20 protein-coding genes are annotated in these 23494 nt (G+C 57.4%); 12 read left to right on the forward strand and 8 right to left on the reverse strand.

What is annotated here, in order from left to right; all coding sequences use genetic code 11:
• Positions 1-11 precede the first annotated feature (11 nt).
• From I9H09_RS13345 to I9H09_RS13355, 3 genes are all read left to right on the forward strand, one after another.
• Positions 12-779: an SDR family oxidoreductase gene (locus I9H09_RS13345; RefSeq protein WP_005892954.1), complete on the forward strand. Its 768-nt coding sequence runs from the start codon at positions 12-14 to the stop codon at positions 777-779.
• A gap of 94 nt (positions 780-873) precedes the next feature.
• Positions 874-2022 carry a Gfo/Idh/MocA family protein gene (locus I9H09_RS13350; RefSeq protein WP_122346615.1) on the forward strand — a complete coding sequence of 383 codons (1149 nt, stop codon included), beginning with the start codon at positions 874-876 and terminating at the stop codon, positions 2020-2022.
• 92 nt (positions 2023-2114) lie between these two features.
• Positions 2115-2894: a sulfite exporter TauE/SafE family protein gene (locus I9H09_RS13355; protein WP_053480005.1), complete on the forward strand. Its 780-nt coding sequence runs from the start codon at positions 2115-2117 to the stop codon at positions 2892-2894.
• Here I9H09_RS13355 and nudC read toward each other — a convergent pair.
• Both nudC and I9H09_RS13365 read right to left on the reverse strand, forming a co-directional pair.
• Entirely contained in the window at positions 2862-3698 is an 837-nt protein-coding gene (nudC, locus tag I9H09_RS13360) for an NAD(+) diphosphatase (RefSeq protein WP_122346616.1), read from the reverse strand. The genes I9H09_RS13355 and nudC overlap by 33 nt on opposite strands.
• Before the next feature lie 38 nt (positions 3699-3736).
• Positions 3737-4549 (reverse strand): crotonase/enoyl-CoA hydratase family protein, encoded by an 813-nt coding sequence (locus I9H09_RS13365; RefSeq protein WP_236502342.1) that lies wholly within the window; start codon positions 4547-4549, stop codon positions 3737-3739.
• Between the two features lie 211 nt (positions 4550-4760).
• Between I9H09_RS13365 and I9H09_RS13370 the strand changes: the two genes are divergently transcribed.
• Both I9H09_RS13370 and I9H09_RS13375 read left to right on the forward strand, forming a co-directional pair.
• Complete coding sequence (locus I9H09_RS13370) at positions 4761-6245, forward strand: ATPase domain-containing protein (RefSeq protein WP_005892963.1); 1485 nt, start codon at positions 4761-4763, stop codon at positions 6243-6245.
• Positions 6242-8290 (forward strand): hybrid sensor histidine kinase/response regulator, encoded by a 2049-nt coding sequence (locus I9H09_RS13375; RefSeq protein ID WP_054989220.1) that lies wholly within the window; start codon positions 6242-6244, stop codon positions 8288-8290. The genes I9H09_RS13370 and I9H09_RS13375 overlap by 4 nt, the downstream gene beginning before the upstream one ends.
• A gap of 31 nt (positions 8291-8321) precedes the next feature.
• Here I9H09_RS13375 and I9H09_RS13380 read toward each other — a convergent pair whose 3' ends face one another.
• The 5 genes from I9H09_RS13380 to I9H09_RS13400 form a co-directional block, all read right to left on the reverse strand.
• On the reverse strand, positions 8322-8699 hold the full coding sequence (locus I9H09_RS13380; protein ID WP_005892966.1) for a response regulator: 378 nt from the start codon (positions 8697-8699) through the stop codon (positions 8322-8324).
• 113 nt (positions 8700-8812) lie between these two features.
• Positions 8813-9994, reverse strand: coding sequence for a hybrid sensor histidine kinase/response regulator (locus I9H09_RS13385; protein WP_024671469.1), 1182 nt, complete (start codon positions 9992-9994; stop codon positions 8813-8815).
• Complete coding sequence (locus tag I9H09_RS13390) at positions 9988-10602, reverse strand: chemotaxis protein CheB (protein WP_122324255.1); 615 nt, start codon at positions 10600-10602, stop codon at positions 9988-9990. The genes I9H09_RS13385 and I9H09_RS13390 overlap by 7 nt, the downstream gene beginning before the upstream one ends.
• Complete coding sequence (locus I9H09_RS13395) at positions 10599-11420, reverse strand: CheR family methyltransferase (protein WP_005892974.1); 822 nt, start codon at positions 11418-11420, stop codon at positions 10599-10601. The genes I9H09_RS13390 and I9H09_RS13395 overlap by 4 nt, the downstream gene beginning before the upstream one ends.
• A 49-nt stretch (positions 11421-11469) precedes the next feature.
• Positions 11470-14976 (reverse strand): response regulator, encoded by a 3507-nt coding sequence (locus I9H09_RS13400; RefSeq protein WP_236502341.1) that lies wholly within the window; start codon positions 14974-14976, stop codon positions 11470-11472.
• A gap of 335 nt (positions 14977-15311) precedes the next feature.
• Between I9H09_RS13400 and I9H09_RS13405 the strand changes: the two genes are divergently transcribed.
• Together I9H09_RS13405 and I9H09_RS13410 are read left to right on the forward strand one after the other, a co-directional pair.
• Positions 15312-15671, forward strand: a complete 360-nt coding sequence (locus I9H09_RS13405; RefSeq protein ID WP_024690016.1) for a response regulator — start codon at positions 15312-15314, stop codon at positions 15669-15671.
• Positions 15664-17025: a glycosyltransferase family 4 protein gene (locus I9H09_RS13410; RefSeq protein WP_183142387.1), complete on the forward strand. Its 1362-nt coding sequence runs from the start codon at positions 15664-15666 to the stop codon at positions 17023-17025. The genes I9H09_RS13405 and I9H09_RS13410 overlap by 8 nt, the downstream gene beginning before the upstream one ends.
• Before the next feature lie 103 nt (positions 17026-17128).
• Here I9H09_RS13410 and cobF read toward each other — a convergent pair whose 3' ends face one another.
• Positions 17129-17887: a precorrin-6A synthase (deacetylating) gene (gene cobF / locus I9H09_RS13415; protein WP_122312789.1), complete on the reverse strand. Its 759-nt coding sequence runs from the start codon at positions 17885-17887 to the stop codon at positions 17129-17131.
• A gap of 129 nt (positions 17888-18016) precedes the next feature.
• On the opposite strand from cobF, the gene I9H09_RS13420 reads away from it, so the two are divergent.
• From I9H09_RS13420 to I9H09_RS13440, 5 genes are all read left to right on the forward strand, one after another.
• Positions 18017-18922 (forward strand): AraC family transcriptional regulator, encoded by a 906-nt coding sequence (locus tag I9H09_RS13420; RefSeq protein ID WP_122324252.1) that lies wholly within the window; start codon positions 18017-18019, stop codon positions 18920-18922.
• Positions 18923-19276: 354 nt separating this feature from the next.
• A complete protein-coding gene (locus I9H09_RS13425; RefSeq protein ID WP_371903712.1) occupies positions 19277-20485 on the forward strand; it encodes an ABC transporter substrate-binding protein in 1209 nt (402 codons plus the stop codon).
• An 87-nt stretch (positions 20486-20572) separates the two neighbouring features.
• Positions 20573-21505, forward strand: coding sequence for a carbohydrate ABC transporter permease (locus tag I9H09_RS13430; protein WP_024671462.1), 933 nt, complete (start codon positions 20573-20575; stop codon positions 21503-21505).
• Between the two features lie 10 nt (positions 21506-21515).
• A complete protein-coding gene (locus I9H09_RS13435) occupies positions 21516-22349 on the forward strand; it encodes a carbohydrate ABC transporter permease (protein WP_005892983.1) in 834 nt (277 codons plus the stop codon).
• Between the two features lie 31 nt (positions 22350-22380).
• Positions 22381-23487, forward strand: a complete 1107-nt coding sequence (locus I9H09_RS13440) for an ABC transporter ATP-binding protein (RefSeq protein ID WP_005892984.1) — start codon at positions 22381-22383, stop codon at positions 23485-23487.
• Positions 23488-23494 lie beyond the last annotated feature (7 nt).

A 23494-nucleotide genomic window follows, 5' to 3' on the forward strand; every position in this document is an offset into this window, starting at 1 on the left:
AGGGAATTGAAATGTCCAGAACCCAACTGTTCGATCTCGACAACAAAGTGGCCTTCGTATCAGGCGCCAGTCGTGGCATCGGCGAGGCCATCGCCAGGTTGCTGGCCCAGCAAGGCGCGCATGTCATCGTGTCGAGTCGCAAGCTCGATGGCTGCCAGGCCGTGGCTGACGCTATCGTCGCCGAGGGTGGCAAAGCCACCGCCATCGCCTGCCACATCGGAGAGATGGAGCAGATAACCCGTGCTTTTGCAGAAGTACGTCAGCAATTTGGGGGCTTGGACATTCTGGTCAATAACGCCGCCACCAATCCTCAGTTCTGTAATGTGCTGGACACCGACCTCAGCGCCTTCCAGAAGACTATCGACGTCAACATCCGCGGCTACTTCTTCATGTCCGTAGAAGCCGGCAAATTGATGCGTGAAGGCGGTGGCGGCAGTATTATCAATGTGGCCTCGATCAATGCCGTGTCGCCCGGTGTCTATCAGGGTGTCTATTCCATGACCAAAGCCGCAGTGGTCAACATGACCAAGGTGTTCGCCAAGGAGTGCGCGGAATTCGGCATTCGTTGCAACGCACTGCTGCCAGGCCTGACCGATACCCGCTTTGCCTCGGCGCTGGTGAAGAACGATGCGATTCTGAACATGGCCCTGTCGCAGATCCCGTTGAAGCGAGTCGCAGCGCCCAGCGAGATGGCCGGTGCAGTTCTCTATCTGGCAAGCGAGGCCTCCAGCTATACCACCGGCGTCGCGCTGAATGTAGATGGCGGATTTCTGACCTGAACGAAATCACTATCAGAGTAATGAATTAATTTTCCATTATTTATTTGATTGGAATATATTTTCCGCATAACAACAATCCATTCTGGAGAGTGTCATGCGGGAAACTCTATCCACCAGCCGGCCTGAACTGGGCATTGGTCTTATCGGCACTGGTTTCATGGGGCGCGCCCATGCGCTGGCGTTCGGCAGTGCCAATGCCGCGCTTGAATTGCCAGCCCGTATTCGTCTGGCTGCCCTGGCAGACGCTGACAGCGCCAGAGCCGAGCATTGCGCGAAGGCCTGGGGCTTTGATCGCAGCCATGCCGACTGGCAACAGCTGATCGACGACCCGCAGGTCCATATCGTGGCGATCACCACCCCCAACCACCTGCATTTCCCTATGGCGATGGCTGCCATCGCCGCCGGCAAAGCGGTGTATTGCGAGAAGCCGCTCGCCGTCAGCCTGGCTGAGGCCAACGAGATGCGCCTCAGCGCCAAGGCCGCTGGAGTAGTCACTCAGGTCGGCTACAACTACCAGCACAATCCGGTAATCGGGCTCGCCAGAGAAATGATAGAAGCAGGCGAACTGGGCGACATCGTCAGCTTTCAGGGCGAGTTCAGCGAGGACTTCATGGGCAACCCGACATCACCCTGGTCCTGGCGATGCGAGCCGGCACATGCCGGAGGCGCGCTGGCTGATCTGGGCAGCCACCTGCTGGCGATGGCGCGCTATTTGATGGGCGATGTCGAAGCGGTCTGTGCGGATGCCAGCACCGTACACCGTCAACGTCCGGCAAGTCTGGGCAGCAGCGAAATGCGCACCATCGCCGTGGATGACCAGACGCACGCATTGCTGCGCTTTGCCAATGGCGCTCGTGGCACGTTCAGCAGCAGCTGGCTCAAGCATGGCTATAAAAATCACCTGAGCTTTGAAATCAGTGGCACGCAAGGCACGCTGGCTTACGATCAGGAACGCCTCAACGAGCTGCGCATCTACCGCCCTGGCGCGCCAGGGCGGGACGGCTTCCAGCGCCTTCTAGCCGGGCCGGCACTGCCAGGCTACGCGGCGTTCTGCCCCGCACCCGGTCATCAGTTGGGGTATAACGAGCTCAAGGCACTGGAGGTGCAGGCATTGATCCTGGCGGTGTGTGGCCAGGGCAGCCGCGGCCCGGACTTTGAAGAAGCCTGGCAAATCGAGCGCCTGACCAGCGCGATTCGTCGTGCAGCGACAGAACAGCGCTGGGTCGCGCTTGCCGATATCTGACTTCCTGAGAGCGCGTGCGAACGGGTAGAATGCTTGCCGTTCCGGCTGGCGTTCCAGCCCCTTCCCGCGCTCTCTCTAAAAGCCCCCGTGCCATGCCTTTCGAACTCAGCGTTGACCTGACCACCCTTGCAATCCTTGCTGTCGTTGCATTCATCGCGGGCTTTATCGACGCCATTGCCGGGGGCGGCGGGCTGCTGACCACCCCTGCCCTGATGACTGCAGGCCTGCCACCGCATCTGGTGCTCGGCACCAACAAGCTCAGCTCGACCTTCGGTTCCGCGACTGCCAGCTACACCTTCTACCGCCGCAAGCTATTCCACCCGCGACAGTGGTTGCACGCGATCGCCGGCACGGCGGCAGGCGCGGCCATAGGAGCAGTCATCGCTCATTACCTGCCTGCCGAATGGCTGAATCAGATGCTCCCGGTGATTGTGTTTGGCTGCGGGCTCTATCTGCTGTTTGGTGGTACGCCCAAGGCGCCGCTGGACATCGATGCGCCGATCAAAAAGAAATGGCAGTTGCCACAAGGGCTGGGGCTGGGCTTTTACGACGGTGTCGCAGGCCCTGGCACTGGCGCTTTCTGGACGGTCAGCACCTTGCTGCTTTATCCGGTAGACCTAGTCAAGGCCAGCGGTGTTGCCCGCAGCATGAACTTCGTCAGCAACGCCGTGGCGCTTTCGGTGTTCATGTTTTCCGGTCAGGTGGATTACATCATCGGTCTGAGCATGGGCCTTGCCGTGATGGCGGGCGCCTACTTTGGCGCCGGGACGGCGATCAAGGGCGGCGCCAAGTTCATCCGCCCGGTGTTCATCACCGTAGTGCTGGGCCTGACCGTACGCCTAGCCTGGCAACACTGGTTCGGGGGCGCCTGAGCACTGGGCCAGATACGCTTCGATCAGATAACGGGCAATTGACCGGCTGGCCGGAAGCGGTGGCAGGTCATTGACGTGAAACCAGCGTGCGTCTTCGATTTCCTCAACCTGGGGAACGATCTCTCCGCTTTCATATTCAGCATGAAAACCGAGCATCATCGAGTGCGGGAATGGCCAGCACTGGCTGCCCATGTATTTCAGGTTCCGGATACGCACCCCGACCTCTTCCATCACTTCGCGGTGCACACAGTCTTCGGCCGACTCGCCTGGCTCTACAAACCCTGCCAAGGCGCTGTACATACCTGTGACAAAACGCGGCGAGCGGGCCAGAAGCACTTCGTCGCCCCGGGTGACCAGCACGATCATGCTCGGGGAGATACGCGGATACAGGCGCAGGTTGTCGTGCTCGCAGAACATTGCCCTCTCGCCGGGAATCTGCACTGTCGGGCGACCGCACGCCCCGCAAAAGCGGTGCTCCCTGGCCCAGGTGCTCACCTGCGCGGCATATCCGAGCATCTGGAAAACCGCGAAATCACCCTCAAGCATGAACTGACGCAAGCCTTGCCAGGAGCATCCCTCCACTGAAGCAGGGCCGTCCAGTACCAGCAGGTAAACAGGCTCGCCGTCGAGATGACCGATGCCGTGTTCGCTCTGCACCGGCAAACCCAGCGCTTTAAACCATTCTCTGGGAAACATGACCCCATTGGCGTCCAGCAAAAAACCCTGTTCCCCCTGAACCACGGCCAGACCGCCACTGGCTTTGATATCCAGGACTGCAGTTGTCCAACGCTCCGGGCGTGTCATGAAAAACTCCTCTGTTCAAACTCAGGCACTGTTGTGCATCAATTATCGAAAACCGGCTTCTGCTTGCTCATCTGCGCGACCATTGCCAGCTTCAAGTCAGGCGATTGCAGCATGGCTGCGTTCCAGATGGCAACGTGCGCAAGCCCGTCCTCTACGCTGTGATCACGCATGTAGCTGATCATTTCCTTGGTGCCTTCGACGGCAATCGGGGACTTCTCTGCTATTTCCCGTGCCACCGCAAAAACACCCTCCAGCAGACCGGCAAGATCATCGAAGGTGCGATTTACCAAGCCGATTCGCTGAGCTTCATCAGCCCCCACAGTACGCCCGGTGTAAGCAAGCTCACGCAACATGCCGTCACCGATGATCCTCGGCAGACGCTGCAGGGTGCCTACGTCAGCGGCCATGCCCATGTCGATTTCGCGAATTGCAAATTGCGCATCGGCAGCGGCATAGCGGATGTCACAGGCTGAGATCAGGTCGATGGCTCCTCCAAGGCAATAGCCCTGAATGGCAGCAAGAACGGGTTTACGGCATTTGTCTACCGCCGTGAACGATGCCTGCATGTCGCGAATCGTGCGACTGAGCAAGCGAGCGTTACGGCCCGCATCCTTGCCCAACTGACTGGCCACCGAGGCCAGCAAGGCCAGGTCGATACCCGAAGAAAAATGCTTGCCTGCGCCACTCAGCACCACGACACGCACTTCGTCAGTGCGCTCGACCCAGTCGAATATCTGAATTATTTCACTCCAGAACGGCTCGTTCATGGCATTGAGCTTTTCGGCCCGATTGATTTGCACATGCGCAATGCGCTCTGCCAGTTCGACCCGGAAGGCATGGTAATCGGACACGATTCGATCCTCGGAGATTTTTATTGTTCAGGCTCAGGACTATAGCAACAGCAGCCGATGAACTGTAACCGCATCGGATTGGCTGACTGGTCACCTCGTTTGAATGCGTCCTATGCTGGCAGCTGGCTTCAATCAGGCTGAACGCTGGGAACTTGCAGTGGTCCAGAGTTAAGTACTATCAAAACCTATACAGGTTACTAGAGGGCGATACTTGAATACGTCAAAAGCGGCAACCGGGATTGAAGGTCTGGATGACATCCTCGCGGGGGGTCTTTCACGCAGTCATGTTTTCCTTCTTGAAGGAGAACCCGGAACCGGCAAGACAACAATAGCGCTGCAGTTTTTGCAGGCAGGCGCTGCGGCAGGCGAGATTTCGCTATACATCACCCTGTCCGAAACCGAAAAAGAGCTTCGCTCGGGAGCCGCCTCTCACGGCTGGGAGCTTGACGAGCAGATCAATATCTTTGAACTGACGCCGCCCGAAAGCCTGATCGATGCCGATCATCAGCAAAGCCTGCTCTACTCTTCCGATCTGGAGCTGGGTGAAGCAACTCGCCACATATTTGAAGTGGTAGAGCGAGTCAAACCTTCCCGTGTGGTAATTGACAGCCTGTCGGAAATCCGCCTCCTGGCGCAAAGTTCGCTGCGCTACAGAAGGCAGATTCTGTCAATCAAGCATTACTTCACGCGCTACAACGCCACTGTGCTGTTGCTGGACGACCTGACCACCGAAGCGCTCGACAAAACCGTCCACAGCGTTGCCCACGGTGTCATCCGTCTTGAGTGCGTGACGCCGGTGTATGGCGCGGAGCGCAGACGCCTGAAGATAGTCAAATATCGCGGTCAGAAATACCGGGGCGGCTACCACGATTTCACTATCGCCGAAGACGGCATTCATGTGTTTCCACGCCTGGTCGCGGCCGAACACCGCTCTACCTATGCGCGGACTCAAGTGAGCAGTGGCATCGCAGAGCTGGATAAATTGCTCGGCGGTGGCATAGAAAGCGGCTCGAGCACGTTGATTCTCGGCCCTTCAGGCACCGGTAAATCGCTTATTTCACTGGTCTTCGCAGTTCAGGCCGTGGCGCGCGGTGAGCGAGTCGGGCTTTTCATATTCGATGAAGAACTGGGCTTGCTGTTCGAGCGCATGCTCAAGCTCGGGATCGACCTGCGTGCGCTGCAGGACACCGGTAACCTGGTCATCGAACAGGTTGACGCCGCAGAGCTGTCTCCTGGCGAATTCGCGCATCGAGTGCGAAGTGCGGTGGACAGTAAACATATCAAGACCGTGATCATCGACAGCATCAACGGTTATCAAGCGGCAATGCCGGAAGAAAGCGCCCTTGTTCTGCATATGCACGAGCTGTTGCTGTATCTCAACCGCCTGGGGGCATCGACCTTCATGACGGTTGCGCAGCACGGGCTGGTAGGCGATATGCGCTCGCCGGTGGACATCACTTACCTTGCCGACAGCGTCATCCTTCTGCGCTACTTCGAAGCGATGGGCCAAGTGCGACGAGCCATTTCCGTCATCAAAAAGCGTACTGGTACTCACGAGTCGACCATTCGCGAATACCGTATCGGCTCCACCGGCTTGACGATCGGCGAGCCGCTTGAAGCTTTCCAGGGTGTATTGCGCGGTATTCCGACTTATCACGGCGGGCATGAACCTTTGTTGGCGGATAAAGGGCTGTGAATACCCCGGGGCAGGTATCGGAGCGTTCGATCATCCTGGCGCCGAGGGGCCGGGACGGTCAGATCGCGCTGCGAATTCTGGGTGAAGCCGGCTTTCCCGCTTTCGTCGTCAATGACCTTGAGCATCTGGTCCGAGAACTGGCTGCAGGCGCCGGCGTTGTGATCATTGCCGACGAAGCCCTGCGTGCGGGTGACCTCAACCCGTTTCTGGAGCTGTTGAGCATTCAGCCCGCCTGGTCTGACCTGCCTATCGTGCTACTGACCCATCATGCCCAGGTGGATCATGTTCCGCCCGCGCGCATGGGCAATCTTTTAGGCAACGTGACCTTTCTGGAGCGTCCCTTCCACCCGACAACGCTGGTAAGCCTGGTGACGACCGCGGTGCGCGGCCGCAGGCGTCAATACGAAGCCCGGGCTCGCATGGAAGACCTTCATGAAAGTGAGGGTCGCCTGCAAAACGCACTAAAAGCCGGCAGACTGGGGTCCTGGCAGCTCGAAGCACAAGGTCTCAGGCTTACCTGCTCGGCAATCACCAAATCCCACTACGGCCGTGACGAACAGAGTGATTTCAGCTACGACGACTGGCTCGCCGCTGTCTACTTCGAAGATCAACCCAGAATGCAATCGGCGCTCCAGCGCAGCCTGGACACTGGCGTCGATTTCATCATCGAATACCGCAATGTATGGCCTGACGGATCACTGAGCTGGGTGGACGTGCGAGCCCGCGCGATTCGCGGCAAGAACGGTCTGGTGGCGTCGATGGCTGGGGTGACATCGGACATTACCGAACGCAAACAGGCTGAGTCGCAGCTGCGCCGCCTTAACGAGACGCTCGAACAACAGGTCGAAGAGCGCACTTCGCAGTTGCGCCACAAAGAAGAGATTCTGCGCCAGTCGCAGAAAATGGAAGCTGTCGGCCAGCTGACTGGCGGGATTGCCCACGATTTCAATAACATGCTGACCGGTATCATCGGCAGCCTGGAGCTGATCAGAAGACGTGTCGCACGTGGACGCATCGAGGACCTGGACAGCCTGATTGATCTGGGCGTGACTTCGGCGAACCGTGCTGCAGCGCTCACCCACCGCTTGCTGGCGTTTTCGCGCCGCCAGTCGCTGGATTCCAAGCCGGTCGAGATGAACCAGCTGGTGGATTCCATGGACGAGCTGCTGCAGCGCAGCGTCAATGAAAGCATCCATTTGCAGTTACGTCTGGCCAATGATCTGTGGACCGCCGAAGCAGATCCAAACCAGCTGGAAAACGCCTTGCTCAACCTGGTGCTCAATGCCCGCGATGCCATGCCTGACGGCGGCACGCTGGTGGTCGAAACCTTCAATCAGCAATTGGACAAATCCTTCACCAACGCCCACGAAAACCTGCTGCCGGGCGACTATGTGGTACTGAGTGTCAGCGACAACGGCTGCGGCATGCCTGAGACAGTCATCAACCGCGCGTTCGATCCGTTCTTCACCACCAAACCCATTGGTCAAGGCACGGGCCTCGGTCTGTCGATGATCTACGGCTTCAGCAAACAGTCACATGGGCACGTCTCGATCAGCAGCGAAGTTGGTCACGGCACGACCGTGCAGCTGTTTCTGCCTCGCTTCCAGGGCGCCGCCGATGAAACAGAACAAAGCTTTCAGAGCAATGCAATCTGCGCCGAAGATGGCGAAACGGTGCTTATCGTCGAGGACGACCCCGCCGTACGGGCGCTGGTCAGCGAAGTGCTCAGTGAACTGGGTTACCTCTACATAGAGGCCGGCGAGGCAATGAGCGCCGTGCCGATACTTGAATCAGGCCAACGAATCGATCTGCTGATCAGTGACGTAGGCCTGCCTGGCATGAACGGTCGGCAATTGGCGGATATTGCCAGGCAACTGCGACCAGAGCTCAAAGTCTTGTTCATTACCGGGTATGCGGAACATGCTGCGGTGCGCGGAGGCTTCCTGGAGACTGGCATGCAGCTGATTACCAAACCCTTCGCCTTCGACCACCTGACCTCGAAAGTCCGTGAAATGATCGAGGCCAGAGAGGTGGTCAGGCTTTAGGCGTTCATCCATCCGACTGAACGCTGCATGGTCAGGCCAGCAGGGCCTGAATCTGCGATTGCAGGGTTTCCATGGTGAACGGTTTGGCCAGGATCGGCGCTTTCAGCGCAATTGGGCTTCCGGAATCCAGAATTTCTGCCGGGTAGCCACTGATGAAAATGACCTTCAGCTCAGGCCGCAGCATCACGGCAGGCTCGGCTATCTGCACTCCAGAGACACCACCCGGCAAGCGATAATCCGTAATCATCAGGTCGAGATGTGGCTTGGTGGCCAAAATCTCGAAGGCCTGCTCACCGTTCTCGGCCTGCAGGACACGATACCCCTCACCCGCCAGATAATCGGCCAGCAACATCAGGATAAGAGGTTCGTCTTCGACGATTAGTACGACGTTTTCTGCATCAGCGCTCATTGAACTGCCTTCGATCTTATAGATAGCTGCCATTACGACCACGGCATGCATAGGAGGTTGCGCCGACCTGCGATTAAACTTGATTGCCAGTGGCTATCATCCTCGGCAGCGTCTCATAAAGGGAGACAGATACGGAAGGTCGAGCCCTTGCCCTCCTCGCTTTCCACTTCGATACGACCGCCATGAGCTATCACGATCTGTTCGGAAATAAACAGCCCAAGACCTAGCCCGGCAACCGCATGACCACTCGAAACCCTCTCGAATTGCTGGAAGATACGCTTCTGGTTCTCAGCCGTGATGCCGATCCCCTGGTCCCTGACCTCTATGAATGCCTCACTGCCACGGCTGCCAACATGAACTTCGATGGGCTTGCGCGCGCCGTAACGCAGGGCATTGGTCAATAGATTGGCAACCACCTGCTCGATGCGAAACTCGTCCCAGACCCCAATAACCGGCTCATCGGCAAACAGCGTGATGGACGAGCCGACAGAGGCAATCTGAGCGGCGAAGCTTTCCAGCAACTGATTCAGCAGCTCGCTCAGGTCAAATGCGCTGGGCCTTATGGAAAGTTTCCCGGTACGGATGCGCGAGACGTCGAGCATGTCTTCTATCAGGCGGATAAGACTTTGAATCTGTCGTTCGTCGCGATCCACCATCCCGCGCAGTTTTTCCATGGTGAAGGCCGCTTCGTTATCCTTGGCCAGATGCAACTTGCGCAGCTGGGTTTCGAGAATCAGCCCGTTGAGCGGCGTACGTACCTCGTGGGAGACGATCGACATGAAGTCGTCACGCATGCGGATGGCATGTTCCAGTTCGCCCTGTGTCGCTTGCAGACGCTTGAGCAGTGCTTCCTGCTCCTGTCGGCTGCGCTCGAGTTCTTCGACCTGCAGCTTTACGGCTTTGCGCTGCCGATACAAATCAACGAATACGTTGACCTTGCTCTTGACCGCATGAATATCCAGTGGCTTGTGCAGAAAGTCCACGGCACCGCTCTCATACCCCTTGAAGGCATAATTGAGCTCACGACCGGCCGCACTGACAAACACGATTGGAATGTTTTTAGTCTTTTCGGTGCTGCGCATCATTTCGGCCAGCTCGAATCCGTTCATGCCAGGCATCTGAACATCCAGGATCGCCAGAGCAAACTCGTGTTGCAGCAGCAGTGACAACGCTTCATCTGCCGACAACGCCTTGTACACCTCTCTGTCCCCACGCTTGATCAGCGCTTCAAGGGCAAGCAGGTTTTCCGGCAAATCGTCGACGATGAGCAGTTTTGCCTGAATTTCACTTAACATGCGGTTTTTTCCAGCTCGACCAGCAAGCGACCGATATCGGTCAGGGAGAGAAGATAATCCGGCAGATGCAACGCCAAGGCTGCTTCGGGCATGGTAGATGCCTGAGCCTGCAAAGGATCCTGAATCACCGTGAAACCACCATAGCTCTTGATCTGCGTCAAACCTCGCGCACCGTCGCTGTTGGCGCCTGTCAGCAAGATACCCGCCAGCTTCGAGTCATAGGCATCAGCTGCCGAACTGAACAGAATGTCGATACTGGGCCTTGAATAAAACACCCGATCCTCCTGGCTCAATGACAGAGAGCGATCGGACTCTACTGAGAGGTGATACCCCGAAGGCGCGAAATACAGCGTGCCCGGTACGATATTCTCTTTGTCATCAGCTTCCTTGACCGGGATCGACAGACGATTCTGAAAGACTTCGGCCAACTGGCTGCGACGGTCATCAGGCACATGCAGTACCGTCAGAATCGGCAGACTGAAACCCGGCCGCAGCCCACTGAATATTTTCAGCAGCGCCTCCACACCACCTGCAGACGCACCCACAACAATGGCATCGACAATCGGCAGATCGCCAGGAGACGAAACTTCAGCAAACGTGGCTTTCATAATTTTCGGTAAATGCGCTCCGGTTTTACCAACGTCTCGAATGCGTCTCCATAGGCGGAGAAATCCACGGTTTCCTTACTGCCAAGCGCCAGAAAGCCGCGATGACACAACGATTCATGAAACAACCCAAGCGCTCGATCCTGCAACTTTTTATTGAAGTAAATCAGCACGTTACGGCAGGATATGAACTGGGTTTCGGAGAATACACTATCTGTCGCCAGACTGTGATCGGCAAACGTCACGTTCTCGCACAAGGTTTTATCAAATATCACATGATCGTAAGCCGACGTGTAGTAATCGGCGAACTGACGTTGCCCACCTGAGCGGCGATAGTTCTCGGTGTAATCGCGCAGGTTGTCCATGGAGAAAATACCCTGCTTGGCCTTTTCCAGAGAAGTCGGGTTGATATCGGTCGCATAGATAATAGTCCGGTCCAGCAACCCTTCCTCGCGCAACAGAATAGCCGTCGAATAGACTTCTTCGCCGGTGCTGCAACCGGCTATCCATACTTTGATCGACGGATAAGTGCGCAAGACAGGTACAACCTCTTTGCGAATGGCCAGAAAGTGCAACGGATCACGAAACATCTCGCTCACAGGAATAGTGAGTATCTGCAACAACTGCATGAACGCGGCGGGTTCGTGCAGCACACGTTCCTGCAGGGCGGAAATAGTTGCGCAATCAAAGTGGCGCAACGCATGAATCACGCGACGCTTGACCGACGCGCCTGAATAATCGCGAAAATCATAGCTGTATTTAAGGTAGATCGCCTCGATCAGCAGGCGCACCTCGATCTCCGCGTTTCGGTCAAGTTGCATGATGCCGCCCACAGCGGTCGTCAAGGCTGAGCATTTGGCGTGCACTCACTCAGATGCGCTCCATCTTCGGCAACCAGACGCGAATCAGCGAGAATAGCCGATCCAGATCAATAGGTTTGGCCAGGTAGTCATTGGAACCCGCCTGCAGGCAACGTTCTTGGTCATCTTTCATGGCTTTTGCCGTAACAGCGATGATCGGCAGTTTGCGCCAGCGCGGGTCCTTGCGAATCTCGATGGTTGCTTCGTAACCGTCCATTTCCGGCATCATTACGTCCATCAGCACCAGATCAATGTCCTCGACTTCATTAAGGCGAGCAATCGCTTCCAGGCCATTACGAGCGATTTCCACCACAGCACCCTTGTGCTCCAGGGCACTGGTCAGGGCAAAGATGTTTCGCACGTCGTCATCGACCACCAGGATCTTGCGCGCCTCGAATACCTTGTCACGACTGCGTGCTGTCTTGAGCATTTTCTGACGTTCACTGGACAGTTGCGACTCGACCTTGTGCAGGAACAGCGTGACCTCGTCGAGCAGCCGCTCCGGTGAGCGTGCGCCCTTGATGATGATCGAGCGCGAGTACTTCATCAGCTCGGCTTCTTCATCACGCGTCATGTTGCGCCCGGTGTAGACGATCACCGGGGGGAAGGAACGAATGTCTTCGGTGGACATGCGCTTGAGCAATTCATTGCCAAGCATGTCAGGCAACTTCAAGTCGATGATCATGCAGTCATAAACATGCTCACGCAGCAGATCCAGGGCCTCCTGAGCGAACCCTACAGCAGTGATTTCAATGTCATCGTCACCGATCAGACGCGCAATGCTGTCGCGCTGCAACGCGTCGTCCTCGACCAGCAGGATGCGTTTGACCTTCTGGGTCAGCTTGGCCTCAAGCTTGGCAAAGACGTCCTTGAGCTCTTCACGGGTCGTCGGTTTGACGGCATAGCCTATCGCGCCCATGTGCAAAGCGGCCTCCTGGCGGTCCTCGACGGATATCACATGCACCGGAATATGACGCGTCGGCGCCAGTTCCTTGAGGCGTTGCAGCACCGTCAACCCGGAATGGTCTGGCAGGCCCATGTCCAGCAGGATCGCATCGGGCGTATACCGTGCGGCCAGGTTGAAACCGTCGTCCGCAGCATGCGCAACCAGGCAGTCGTAACCGAGCTCGTGGGCCAGATCGAAGAGGATCTGCGCGAAACGTACTTCATCTTCGATAACCAGTATGCAGCGACGCTCGAATGGCGCTTTGTCACGGTCATCGTCAAACACAGCCACGGGTATCTCCACCGGCACTGGCTGCGCAACGACAGGCGCAGCAATCACCGGCAGAGGCGGTACGGAAGTCGAGGCAGCAATGACAGGATCGCTTCCCGACGGCTGAGGGCCTTGTTCGAGATATTGCTCTGGCAGCACCAGCGTAAAGATGCTGCCCTGCCCAGGCGCGCTGGTCACGCTGATCGACCCACCCAACAGCGCTGCCAGATCGCGGGAAATCGACAAGCCCAGCCCGGTGCCGCCATAGCGGCGGTTGGTGGTGCCGTCGGCCTGGCGGAATGCTTCGAAAATCCCCTGCTGATGCTCCTCGGCGATCCCGATACCGGAATCTCGCACAGAGAACACGATCCCTGCGCCCGGCTGGCGCGAAACGACCATGCTGACGGCGCCGGCCTCGGTGAATTTGATGGCATTGGACAGCAGGTTCTTGAGGATCTGCTCGAGGCGCTGGCGATCAGTAAACAACATGGTCGGCGCACCCGCCTGGATGTCGACGGTAAACGCCAGTTTCTTCTCCGTCGCCAACGGCTGAAACATGTTGCGCAGCCCTTCCACTAGGCGCGACACACTGCTGTTTTCCGGACGCACTTCAAGCTTGCCGGCTTCAACCTTGGATATGTCCAGAATATCGTTGATCAGGTTCAGCAGATCGTTACCCGCCGAATAGATCGATTCGGCAAACTTGACCTGTTCTGCAGTCAGATTCTCGCTCGGGTTCTCGGCCAGCAATTTGGCAAGAATCAGCGAACTGTTGAGCGGCGTGCGCAGCTCGTGGGACATGTTGGCAAGGAACTCGGACTTGTACTTGCTGGAACGCTGCAACTCGTCAGCCCTGGCCTGCAACTCGGCCTGGGCGATATTCAGCTCTTCATTATTGCGGTCCAGGGCGTCACGCTGATCGGACAGCGCCTGGCTCTGCTCGGCCAGTTGTTCGTTGGTCTGCTCCAGTTCGGCCTGCTGGGTTTCCAGGTGAGCCTGAGATTCCTTGAGAATGCGTGATTGCTCTTCAAGCTCTTCGTTGGCGGTGCGCAGTTCTTCTTGCTGCACTTGCAGCTCTTCATTGAGCTGCTGGGTTTCAGCCAGTACTTCCTGCAGGCGCTGACGGTAGCGAGCGGCTTCGATCGAGGTGCCGATGTTGTCCGACACCAATTCGAGAAATTCGACATCCCGTTCGGTCAGAGGGCGCAGGAAACCCAGTTCTATAACGCCATTGACCTGATCGTCATTGCTGGTCGGTATAACCGCTACGGCACGCGGCGAACCTTCGCCCAGGCCAGAGGCGACCTTGAAATAATCGTCCGGTAATTCATTCAGCGTGATGATCCGGCCCTGTCGGGCGGCTTGCCCAACGATCCCTTCGTCGCTGTGGATGGTCTGGTTGCGCTCTTCCTGCTCACGCGAAAAACCATACGCAGCCACCCGGGTCAGGCCTCCGTGATCCTGCCTGATGTATACCGCAGCAACCGAAGCGCCCAGAAAATGGGTCAGAAACTGCAGAATATTCCGGCCCAGCATGTTCAGCGTCAGTTGCCCCAGCACTTGCTCGGCCAGCTCGCTTTGGCCGTTGCGCAACCAGGCAACTTTCTGCAAGCGCTCGGAATTGAGTTCCTGCAGCCTGAGGTTTTCGCTGTAGGTGGTCGAGAGCGACAGCAAGTCACGGCGGCCTATATAGGCGAGAATCGCACTGACAATGACCACGAAGATCAGGTACAAAACCACTGAAAGAATGGTACTGCGCGTGACCTCGGCATTGCGGGTCAGGCGAAGCTGCTGTTCCATCTCCACTGCCTGGTCGTACTCGGTACGGATCTGGTCAGTAATTCGCTTGCCACGTCCGGCCAGCACCGGCGTCTGGTAATCGCCGTTGGTGCGCCGCAGATCGATCATGTCCTGCGCAAAAGCGTTCCATTCCTGCTGCAGGGTAGACAGACGCCGGAACCGGTCGAGTTGCGTGGGGTTGTCCTCTACCAGCGTCATCAGGCTGTCCAGCTCGGCCTGCAACAATGGCTTGGCCACCTCATAAGGATCGAGAAAATGCTGATCCCCGGTCAGCAGGAAGCCGCGCATGCCGGTTTCCATGTCTATCGACAGTTTCATGGAGCGATTGGTGTTGTTGATCACACGGTCCGTGTGTTCGACCCACTGTATGGCCGACAGCAGATAGCTGATCAGCAAAATGAAGAAGACAGCGCTCAGTACGCCAACACCCAATGGCAAACCAACGTTACGTCCCAGCAATTTACGAAAGCGCTGCTCATCAACGGCTGACGTCCTATTCATGAAATATCCCTGGCAAATGGATCAAAACCATAGAGTTTGCCGTAAAGCGGCAAAAAACACTCTTATTTCTGACACACAGGATTGAAATTTCTCTCATAAATCGGCGATAAGCTTGCGCACGCCTTGCACGTCTGACAATTGCACCGTGGATCAATGCCTTGAGCTCGAGTTTGCGTATGAATTGAACTTCACTCATTGTTTATTTACTGATGCATAGACTGTATTGCCAGCGGACAGACCGTGCTCAGGTATGCTGAGCCCCAAAGCAGGATACAGGTCACTCCTGCAACGTCTGTTCTGCCATTTTTTCAGCTTTCTTTATTAAGGAGTCAACCATGCCGGACACAGGCAGCACCATTCTCGTTGTCGAGGACGACGCCATTGTGCGCATGCTGATTGTCGATGTGCTCGAAGAGCTGAATTACAAGGTGCTGGAGGCAGAAAATGCCGAATCCGCCCTGGCTATTGCCACCTTGGAAAATAATCACATCGACCTGCTGATGACAGACCAAGGGCTGCCTGATATGAAAGGCACAGTGCTGGCGAAAAAGATCGTCGAACTGCGCCCCGCGTTGCCCGTTTTGTTTGCCAGCGGCTATTCCGAGAATATCGACGTCCCGCCGGGCATGCACTCGATTGGCAAGCCATTCTCCATCGATCAGTTGCGTGACAAGGTAAAAAGCATTCTTGTCTGATATCAACGCTATTACTCATCGTGACGACGCAAACGGCGTAACCCGCTTATTGATCATCGGCTACGTCTGGCCAGAGCCCCGCTCGTCGGCAGCCAGCGGACACATGATGCAATTGATCCAGTGTTTTCTCGAACAGGGCTGGCAGATCACCTTTGCCAGCCCGGCCACTGAAGGCGAACACCGCGCCGATCTGGTCAGCCTGGGCATTCGTGAAGTTCACATAGAACTCAACAGCAGCAGCTTTGATGTCTTTGTCGGCGAATTACAGCCGGACATTGTGCTGTTTGACCAGTTCATGATCGAGGAACAGTTTGGCTGGCGCGTCGAGCAGCAATGCCCGGACGCCCTGCGCATTCTTGAAACTTCGGACTTTCAGAGCCTGCGCCACGCCAGGCATCAGATGATCAAGGATGCACCCGACAATCTGCGCGATGTCTTTGAACACTCGCACGACAGGCTTTTCCCGCTGATTGCTGCGACTGACCTGGCGCAGCGCGAGGTCGCCTCGCTGTTCCGCTGCGACTTGAACCTGATGACATCAGATGTCGAGATTGAGCTGCTGACCAGCGAGTTCGGAGTGCCCGCTTCGCTGCTGCACTGGTGCCCACTGATGATCGATAGCGTACCGGACGGCTTCAGGCCCTTCGCCGAGCGCGCGCACTTTCTCAGTATCGGCAACTTTCGGCATGCGCCTAACTGGGACGCCGTACTGTGGATGAAAACGGCGATCTGGCCGTTGATCCGACAACAATTGCCAGACGCGCAATTGCACATCTACGGCGCCTACACCCCACCCAAGGCAGCTGCCCTGCACAAGGCCGCGCAGGGTTTTCATGTGAAGCACTGGGCGGAGGATGCGCTCGACGTCATGTCCAATGCGCGCGTCTGCCTGGCGCCGCTGCGCTTTGGTGCCGGGATAAAGGGTAAGCTGATGGACGCCATGCTGTGCGGAACGCCATCAGTCACCACCCCGATTGGCGCCGAAGCCATGAGCGGAGGCTTGCCCTGGCCGGGACTGATTGCCGACAGCCCCGAAAGCATTGCGGCGGCTGCCGTCAGGCTTTATCAGGATCAGGAGCTCTGGTTTGAAGCACAAGACGCTGGTCGAACGCTGCTGCAGACGCGGTTTCAGCACCGGCCACATTGCGACAGCCTGGTAGCGCGCATCCTCGCCCTGCTCGACCGCCTGCCAGCCCACCGCCTGGCAAACTTCACGGGCAGCATGCTTCGGCATCACCACCACAAGAGCACCAAATACATGGCGCAGTGGATCGAGGCCAAGAATCGGGTCAGGGACGAAAGCCCGACTCAGGCGCTGCCCGAAACGCCGGCCAGCGAAGGCCAGACTGGTTAAAAAAGGTCGTTAACAGCTGAAGTGAGGCCTGGCCTGTTTTGCGCGGCGTTACTGAACGCCGCCCTTTACATACAGCCTGGTGTGGTATTTCTGAAACACCACACTAGGCCGGCTTGCGCAACAGATACGTGTCCATGATCCACCCCTTGCGCCCGCGCGCTTCGGCGCGTAGCCGCTGGATCTGTTCGCAGACCTCATCGAGCCTGCCCGCCACCAGTATCTCGTCAGCTGTGCCCAGGTACGCGCCCCAGTAAATATCCAGGCCCTGCCCGATGTAGCGTTCGAAGGTGCAATGCGCGTCCAGCATCACCACGACGTTGGCAGGTTGCGTCAGCGGGTCTGTGGCCAAGCGGCGCCCCGTGGTGATGTGAATCGGCTCGCCAATGCGATTGAGCGGTATCCGGTGTCTTGCCACCAGGCTCTGGACACTGGTTATACCGGGAATCACCTGATAATCGAACACAACCCCGCCCCGCGTCAGGACTCGGTCAAGGATACGCATGGTGCTGTCGTACAGGGACGGATCGCCCCAGACCAGAAACGCGCCGACCTGATCGTCACCCAGTTCATCGCTCAGCAATCGCTCGAACAGCGCAGCGCGTTGCTCATGCCACTGGTCCACTCCCCGCTCGTAGACCTGCGGATCGTTCTCGCGTCGAGGGTCCTGAACCTGAACCAACCGATAGCGCTGGTGGGTGATATAGCGTTGGCACAGCGCCTTTCGCAGCCGCAGCAGCTCATCGTCGGCATAGCCCTTGTCGAGAATGAAGATAACCTCGGCACGATTCAGCGCTGTAACCGCCTGCAGGGTGATCTGCTCGGGATCGCCGGCACCCATGCCGATTAGCAGGATCTGTTTCATCGAACGACGGCTCCAGTGTGGCAAATCATGTCAGAGGTGTGATCGTAGGCGATTTTTGGCAACGATCGGGCATGGAAGCAAAAAATCAGGCACATTACGGCTCTGGCAATTGCTGAACACGACCCGGCCATGAGTAAAACAACAAGAATCGCAGACCCCTCCTACGAATTGATGGACGACCACAACGGCCTGTCGATCATTTATCGCGAACACGGTTTCCCGTGCCCGCTGGTACGCTGGCACTTTCACAAGGAGTATGAGCTGCACTTGATTGTTGCCAGCTCCGGCAAAGTCTTCGTTGGCGATTACATCGGCAACTTCAACCCCGCGAGCCTGTTTCTGACCGGCCCCAACCTTCCGCACAACTGGATCAGCCAGATCGACGAGGGGCAGGTAGTGCCCAAACGCGACATGCTGGTCAACTTCACCGACGAACTCCTGGAAAGCGGCAACCAGGTATTTGCCGAGCTCAAGACCCTCAACCCGCTGCTGGATCGGGCACGCTACGGCATCGAATTTCGCTGCAAGCGCACAATTCGCCAAGCCATGAGGCAAATGCAGAAAATCGCCGACTCACGCGGTGTTACCCGCCTGGGGCACTTTTTCATACTGCTGGAGCTGCTCGCAGCCAGTGACGATTACCAACTGCTGTCAGGAACGGCCGTCGCCCATACCGCCGACGAACACAGCGTCGATCGCACCAACCGCGCAGTGGATTATATCTTTGCGCATTATGGCCGCGAACTGCCGCTGGAAGAGGTCGCCGAATACCTGGGGATGAAACCCACTTATTTTTCCAGAGTATTCAAACAGGCCACAGGGCGCAGTTTTGTAGAGTTCGTCAATCGCCTGCGTATCAGCAAGTCCTGCGAGTTGCTCGCCGATGGCGAAAAACCGGTCACTGATGTGTGCTTCGAGTCAGGCTTCAATAACATTTCCAACTTCAACAGACGCTTTCAACAGCTCAAAGGAATGACGCCGTCGCACTATCGCCGTCTCGCCGTTCAGCGCCTCACCGAACAAAACCTGTACTGATTCGCCCTGCTTTCGCCCACGTCGTCTAGGCTCCGATTGCGCCAACGCTTGCCGGAGGGCGGTTGAGGATTGAAGCCGTTTATCAGCTCAGTGCAAAAAAGTATCAGTCAGAGTGCTGCGCAGGATTTGTCTTTAAACCAGAACGCCGTTGTAATCAGTCCACATCTTCCTCACCTCCGGAAGAGAAAAAAACAATAACCGTCCTTCTGCCGCTCACCGAGCGTGGAAGAGGAGTGATCAATGAAGACCCCAGCAAAACTTCTGCTCGCCAGTTCCGTCCTCAGCACCTGCTTTGTGTTCAGCGGCGGCGCCACGGCCGGTGACGTGACCATCGCTACCGTCAACAACAGCGACATGATCCGCATGCAACGTCTGTCCGGCGAATTCGAAAAAGCCCATCCGGATATCAAGCTCAAGTGGGTGGTACTTGAAGAAAACGTGCTGCGTCAGCGTCTGACCACAGACATCGCCACCAAAGGCGGCCAGTTCGATGTATTGACCATCGGTATGTACGAAGCCTCACTCTGGGGGCAGAAAGGCTGGCTGCAGGAAATGAAAGACCTGCCTGCCAGCTATGCGCTGGACGATGTCTTCCCGTCAGTGCGCGACGGTCTGTCAGTGGACGGCAAACTGTTCGCACTGCCGTTCTACGCCGAAGCGTCGATCACCTACTACCGCAAGGACCTGTTCAAAGCCGCAGGCCTGACCATGCCTGAGCGCCCGACCTGGACCCAGATTGCCGAGTTTGCCGGCAAGCTGACCGACAAATCCAAGGAGCAGTATGGCCTCTGCCTGCGTGGCAAGGCTGGCTGGGGCGAGAACATGGCGCTGATCACTACTCTGGGCAACGCTTACGGCGCGCGCTGGTTTGATGAGCAGTGGAAACCGCAGTTCGACCAACCGGAATGGAAGGACGCTCTGAACTTCTACGTCAACACCATGAAACAATCTGGCCCGCCGGGCGCCTCGAGCAACGGCTTCAACGAAAACCTCGCGCTGTTCAACAGCGGCAAATGTGCAATCTGGGTCGATGCCAGCGTTGCCGGTTCGTTCGTGACCGACAAGAAGCAAAGCAAGGTAGCCGACGACGTTGGCTTCACCTATGCACCTCACGAAGTCACCGACAAGGGCTCGGCATGGCTGTACTCGTGGTCGCTGGCGATCCCGACAAGCGCCAAAAATACCGATGACGCGAAGACATTCACTCAGTGGGCAACATCGAAAGAGTACGCCAAGCTGGTTGCCGACACCGACGGCGTGTCCAATGTACCGCCAGGCACCCGAGCCTCGACCTACACTGACGAATACAAAAAAGCGGCGCCGTTTGCCAACATCACCCTGGAATCGTTGAAAGCAGCTGACCCCAAGTCACCGACGCTCAAACCTGTGCCTTACGTCGGCATCCAGTTGGTGACCATTCCTGAGTTCCAGGCAATCGGCACCAGTGTCGGCCAGCAATTCTCTGCTGCGCTGATCGGTCAGTCGACAGTGGACCAGGCGTTGAAAAATGCGCAGACCGCCACCGAGCGGGACATGAAACGAGCCGGTTACCCGAAGAAGTAATCGCCTTGCATCAGGGTGAACGCCAACGCGTTCACCCTGAGGCTCAACTGCGCAACCCCTCTGGTGCAATCCGGTTCGGAGCTCCCAATGACTACCTCAGCCTCCCCTGAACGCACGGACGTGTCCGGCGCTCAGCCCCCGATTAAAAACCGTCGATTCAAACCGGGCTGGTTTCTGGTCAGCCCTTCGGTAGCGCTACTGCTGGTATGGATGATTGTGCCACTGGGCATGACCATCTACTTCTCGCTGATCCGTTACAACCTTTTATCACCCGGCGAAAATGAATTCGTCGGGCTGGAAAACTTTCAATATTTTGTGACTGACAGCGGTTTCCTCCCGGGTGCAGGCAATACCCTGCTGCTGGTCGGCAGCGTGCTGGCGATCAGTGTGATCCTCGGCGTGCTGATCTCGGCCCTGCTCGAAGCCAGCGAGTTTTTTGGCAGAGGTATCGTCCGCGTACTGCTTATCTCGCCTTTCTTTATCATGCCGACAGTCAGTGCGCTGATCTGGAAAAACCTGATTTTTCACCCGGTTTCCGGGGTACTTGCGGCCGTGTGGAAGTTCTTCGGCGCGCAACCTATTGACTGGTTCGCCCACTACCCGATGCTGTCGATCATCATCATTGTGTCCTGGCAGTGGCTGCCATTCGCGATCCTCATCCTGATGACTGCCATGCAGTCGCTGGACCAGGAGCAAAAAGAAGCAGCGCGTCTGGACGGTGCCGGCCCGCTTGCGATCTTCTGGCACCTGACCCTGCCGCATCTGGCTCGTCCTATTGCGGTGGTGGTGATGATCGAAACGATTTTCCTGCTCTCGGTGTTCGCCGAAATCTTCACTACCACCAACGGCGGGCCGGGCTTTGCCTCGACCAACCTGGCGTACCTGATCTATATCCAGGCACTGCTGCAATTCGACGTCGGCATGGCCTCGGCGGGCGGTTTGATTGCCGTCGTCATTGCCAACATAGCGGCGATCATCCTGATCCGGATGATCGGCAAAAACCTCACCGACAAGTCATGAGGACCTTGCCATGATGACTCTCAAACAGTCCCGCCGTCTGCAAAGCCTGTTGCTTGGAACCCTGTCCTGGCTCATCGCCGCGCTGGTGTTCTTTCCGATCTTCTGGATGGTTCTGACCAGTTTCAAGACCGAGATCGACGCCTTCGCGACGCCGCCGCAGCTGTTCTTTACCCCGACCCTGGAAAACTACCTGCACATTCAGGAGCGCAGCGATTATTTCCACTTCGCCTGGAACTCGGTACTGATCTCGTTCAGCGCCACTGCCCTGGCGATGCTGATCGCCATCCCGGCGGCCTACTCGATGGCTTTTTTCGAGACCAAACGCACCAAAAGCACCCTGCTGTGGATGCTCTCGACCAAGATGCTGCCGCCTGTGGGCGTGCTGATGCCGATCTACCTGCTGGCCAAGACCTTCGGCCTGCTGGACTCCCGGCTGGCGCTGATCATTATCTACACGCTGATCAACCTGCCGATTGTGGTCTGGATGATCTACACCTATTTCAAGGACATACCCGGCGAAATTCTCGAAGCCTCAAGGCTGGACGGCGCCAGCACCCGCCAGGAAATCTTTCGCGTGCTGATGCCGATCTGCAAGGGCGGTCTGGCATCCACCGCGCTGCTTTCACTGATCCTGTGCTGGAACGAGGCGTTCTGGTCGCTGAACCTCACCTCGTCTGCCGCTGCACCGCTTACCGCACTGATCGCCTCCTACTCCAGTCCTGAAGGGCTGTTCTGGGCCAAGCTTTCGGCGGTGTCGACCCTGGCGTGTGCTCCCATCCTGATTTTCGGCTGGATCAGTCAAAAACAACTGGTTCGCGGCCTGTCGTTCGGCGCTGTCAAATAGCCCCGACCCAAAGAATAAAAAGGAGTCCAAAATGGCTAACCTGAGCATCCGAAACCTGCAAAAAGGCTTTGACGGTCACCAGATCATCAAAGGTATCGACCTGGACGTGAAGGACCGCGAATTCGTCGTCTTCGTCGGGCCGTCGGGCTGTGGCAAATCCACCCTGCTGCGGCTCATCGCCGGGCTTGAAGAGGTCACCTCCGGCACCATAGAACTCGATGGCCGCGATATCACCCAGGTCACCCCGGCCAAGCGCGACCTGGCGATGGTGTTCCAGACCTACGCGCTGTACCCGCACATGACCGTCGGCAAGAACCTGTCGTTCGCGCTGGACCTTGCCGGCGGCGACAAGGCCGAGATCAAGAAGAAGGTCGATGAGGCCGCACGCATTCTCGAGCTCGGCCCGCTGCTGGAGCGCAAACCCAAGCAACTGTCAGGCGGACAACGTCAGCGCGTCGCCATCGGGCGGGCCATCGTGCGCAACCCAAAGATCTTCCTGTTCGACGAGCCACTGTCCAACCTCGACGCCGCGCTGCGTGTACAGACCCGCCTCGAATTGTCGCGCCTGCACAAGGAATTGCAGGCCACGATGATCTACGTCACGCACGATCAGGTCGAAGCCATGACACTGGCAGACAAAGTGGTGGTGCTCAATGGCGGCAAGGTCGAGCAGGTCGGCTCGCCTCTGGAGCTGTATCACCACCCGGCCAACCTGTTCGTCGCCGGTTTTCTCGGCACGCCGAAGATGGGCTTCCTCAAAGGCAAGATCAGCCGTGTCGACAGCGCCAGCTGCGAGGTAGAACTCGACGCCGGCACCCGTATCAACCTGCCGGTCAATGCCACAGGCCAGAGCGTCGGCGCGCCAGTTACCCTGGGTATTCGTCCGGAACACCTGAACCTGGCCCAGAACGGCGATTGCCAGCTGCAGGTCATCGCCGATGTCAGCGAACGTCTCGGCAGTGATACTTATTGCCACGTGCGCACCCATTCCGGCGAGCCGTTGACCCTGCGTATTCGCGGTGATCTGGCAAGCCAGTACGGCGAAACGCTGAACCTGCACCTGGACAGCGCCCATTGCCACCTGTTCGACGCTCAGGGCCTGGTCATTGCCAAGGCCCTGCAGACTGCCGCCGCCTGAGTTCCGG

This window comes from Pseudomonas tremae (genome assembly GCF_023278125.1).
In the GTDB taxonomy this organism is placed as follows: Bacteria; Pseudomonadota; Gammaproteobacteria; order Pseudomonadales; family Pseudomonadaceae; genus Aquipseudomonas; species Aquipseudomonas tremae.

Bases quoted from the DNA above. Each gene is read 5' to 3' on its own strand.
- I9H09_RS13350 (WP_122346615.1), top strand. From the start codon at position 874: ATGCGGGAAACTCTATCCACCAGCCGGCCTGAACTGGGCATTGGTCTT.
- I9H09_RS13420 (WP_122324252.1), top strand. From the start codon at position 18,017: ATGAGTAAAACAACAAGAATCGCAGACCCCTCCTACGAATTGATGGAC.
- I9H09_RS13390 (WP_122324255.1), bottom strand. From the start codon at position 10,602: ATGAAAGCCACGTTTGCTGAAGTTTCGTCTCCTGGCGATCTGCCGATT.
- I9H09_RS13355 (WP_053480005.1), top strand. From the start codon at position 2,115: ATGCCTTTCGAACTCAGCGTTGACCTGACCACCCTTGCAATCCTTGCT.
- cobF (WP_122312789.1), bottom strand. From the start codon at position 17,887: ATGAAACAGATCCTGCTAATCGGCATGGGTGCCGGCGATCCCGAGCAG.
- I9H09_RS13430 (WP_024671462.1), top strand. From the start codon at position 20,573: ATGACTACCTCAGCCTCCCCTGAACGCACGGACGTGTCCGGCGCTCAG.
- I9H09_RS13395 (WP_005892974.1), bottom strand. From the start codon at position 11,420: ATGCAACTTGACCGAAACGCGGAGATCGAGGTGCGCCTGCTGATCGAG.
- I9H09_RS13380 (WP_005892966.1), bottom strand. From the start codon at position 8,699: ATGAGCGCTGATGCAGAAAACGTCGTACTAATCGTCGAAGACGAACCT.
- I9H09_RS13385 (WP_024671469.1), bottom strand. From the start codon at position 9,994: ATGTTAAGTGAAATTCAGGCAAAACTGCTCATCGTCGACGATTTGCCG.
- I9H09_RS13435 (WP_005892983.1), top strand. From the start codon at position 21,516: ATGATGACTCTCAAACAGTCCCGCCGTCTGCAAAGCCTGTTGCTTGGA.
- I9H09_RS13440 (WP_005892984.1), top strand. From the start codon at position 22,381: ATGGCTAACCTGAGCATCCGAAACCTGCAAAAAGGCTTTGACGGTCAC.
- nudC (WP_122346616.1), bottom strand. From the start codon at position 3,698: ATGACACGCCCGGAGCGTTGGACAACTGCAGTCCTGGATATCAAAGCC.
- I9H09_RS13400 (WP_236502341.1), bottom strand. From the start codon at position 14,976: ATGAATAGGACGTCAGCCGTTGATGAGCAGCGCTTTCGTAAATTGCTG.
- I9H09_RS13425 (WP_371903712.1), top strand. From the start codon at position 19,277: ATGATCCGCATGCAACGTCTGTCCGGCGAATTCGAAAAAGCCCATCCG.
- I9H09_RS13345 (WP_005892954.1), top strand. From the start codon at position 12: ATGTCCAGAACCCAACTGTTCGATCTCGACAACAAAGTGGCCTTCGTA.
- I9H09_RS13405 (WP_024690016.1), top strand. From the start codon at position 15,312: ATGCCGGACACAGGCAGCACCATTCTCGTTGTCGAGGACGACGCCATT.